Here is a 2,106-nt window from a genome sequence, read left to right on the forward strand (position 1 = left end):
GGTCGGCCACCGAGACCCGGCCGTCCGGGCCGACCGTGACCGCGCAGTGCAGCCGGGAGACGTCCGGGTCGTCGAGCGGCACGTCGGCGTCGGCGGAGCGGCCTATGCGGATCTCGCCGCCGTGCAGCAGGTGCACCCCGCCCGCGTCGGGGCCGGTGACGACGTGGAGACGGGTGGGGGCGTCGTCCAGCTCGGGATGCGGCTCCGGTTCGCCCGGGGCGCCCACGGCCAGCACCGCACCGTCGATCAGCGGCGGCTCGCCGAGCGTGCAGCGCTGGGTGTCCAGCCGCCGGTCACCGGCGTACAGCACCGGGGTGCCCGAGGAGCCGGACGCGCCGTCGCCGCCGGAGACCGCCGCGGCCAGGGCGGAGGCGACCGCGGCCAGGGCCGTGCCGGAGGGTGCCGTGACCAGCACGTCGCGGCGCGCGGCCCGGTCCCGCGCGGGGGAGGACGAACCCAGCGGGTCAACGACGGTCAGCCGGATCTGCATCGCCGTCAGCGGTCCCTTCTGCGCGGGCGCTCGCGACAAGGGGGACGAAGCCGCCCCGCGGTCCCCCTCCGCGGACTTCCCCCACCGCCACACGCGCACGTACGGCCAGTACTGGGGGCATCCTCGCACCTGCCGCCGACAACGTGCCCGCCGCCCGGCATCAAATGATCTTGATTGGTCGGCTCTGCCCGTAAAAATGCCTGACCGGTACGGAGCCGATGGCCGTTCCGGGATCACTTGAGATCGGTCACGTCCGGCATTCGGCAACCAACGGACCGGGTCGCGCGTCTTTCCTGCAACACGAACGGGCGACGCGGGTGGACCACACGAACGAGCAGCGCGGACGGGCGACACGGACGGGCGCCGGCGGGCAGGACCCACGGGGGACGACGCCGAATTCGCCAGGCCGGTATCCCGGGCGGCGGCACTACAGTGGGTCGGAACATTCCGCAGCACGGTGGACCACGGTGTACGCCAAGCAATCAGCAGGGAGCGCATGACGTGCGGCCGGTAGGCAGTAAATACCTGCTCGAGGAGCCGCTCGGACGCGGCGCCACGGGCACCGTCTGGCGAGCCCGCCAGCGGGAGACCGCGGGCGCCGAGGCGGCCGTGCCCGGACAGCCCGGCGAGACCGTGGCGATCAAGGTCCTCAAGGAGGAGCTCGCGAACGACGCCGACGTCGTGATGCGGTTCCTGCGCGAGCGCTCCGTCCTGCTGCGGCTGACCCACCCCAACATCGTCCGGGTCCGCGACCTGGTGGTCGAGGGCGATCTGCTGGCCCTGGTCATGGACCTCATCGACGGTCCCGACCTGCACCGCCACCTGCGCGAGAACGGCCCCTTCACCCCGGTGGCCGCCGCGCTGCTGACCGCCCAGATCTCCGACGCGCTCGCCGCCAGCCACGCCGACGGCGTGGTGCACCGCGACCTGAAGCCGGCCAACGTCCTGCTCAAGCAGGAGAACGGCGCGATGCACCCGATGCTGACCGACTTCGGCATCGCCCGCCTCGCCGACTCCCCGGGCCTGACCCGCACCCACGAGTTCGTCGGCACGCCCGCGTACATCGCGCCCGAGTCCGCCGAGGGCCGCCCGCAGACCTCCGCCGTCGACGTCTACGGCGCCGGCATCCTGCTGTACGAGCTGGTCACCGGCCGTCCGCCGTTCTCCGGGGCCTCCGCCCTGGAGGTGCTGCACCAGCACCTGAGCGCCGAACCGCGCCGCCCCTCCACCGTCCCCGACCCGCTGTGGACGGTCATCGAGCGCTGCCTGCGCAAGAACCCCGACGAACGGCCCAGCGCCGAGAACCTCGCGCGCGGCCTGCGGGTCGTCGCCGAGGGCGTCGGCGTGCGCGCGAACTCCGCGCAGATCGCCGCCGCGGAGAACGTCGGCGCGCTCCTCGCGCCCGACCCGGCGCCCGCGCCGGTGCCCGGCGTGCCCGGTGCCGCCGACCCGACGCAGGTGCTGCAGCACGGCGCGGGCTCCTACGACCCCAACGGCGAGACCAGCGTCCTGCCGCACACCGGCGGGCCGGCCGGCGCCGCCGACCCGACCGCCGTGCTCCCCCAGCACGGCGCGGCCGACCCCACCGCCGTCATGCCGCCGGTGCCGCCCGGCCC

At 74.6% G+C, this 2,106-nt stretch carries 2 protein-coding genes; one reads left to right on the forward strand and one right to left on the reverse strand.

Translation table 11 applies throughout. From position 1 onward, the window contains the following. Positions 1-490, reverse strand: a 490-nt coding sequence (locus B7L92_RS38120) for an FHA domain-containing protein (RefSeq protein WP_143626512.1), incomplete at its 3' end; no start/stop codon positions are given. Positions 491-991: 501 nt separating this feature from the next. Between B7L92_RS38120 and B7L92_RS38125 the strand changes: the two genes are divergently transcribed. Beyond that, on the forward strand, positions 992-2,106 hold a 1,115-nt coding region (locus B7L92_RS38125; protein ID WP_081241639.1), incomplete at its 3' end, for a serine/threonine-protein kinase.

This window comes from Streptomyces viridosporus (genome assembly GCF_002078235.1).
GTDB classification, from domain to species: domain Bacteria; phylum Actinomycetota; class Actinomycetes; order Streptomycetales; family Streptomycetaceae; genus Streptomyces; species Streptomyces viridosporus.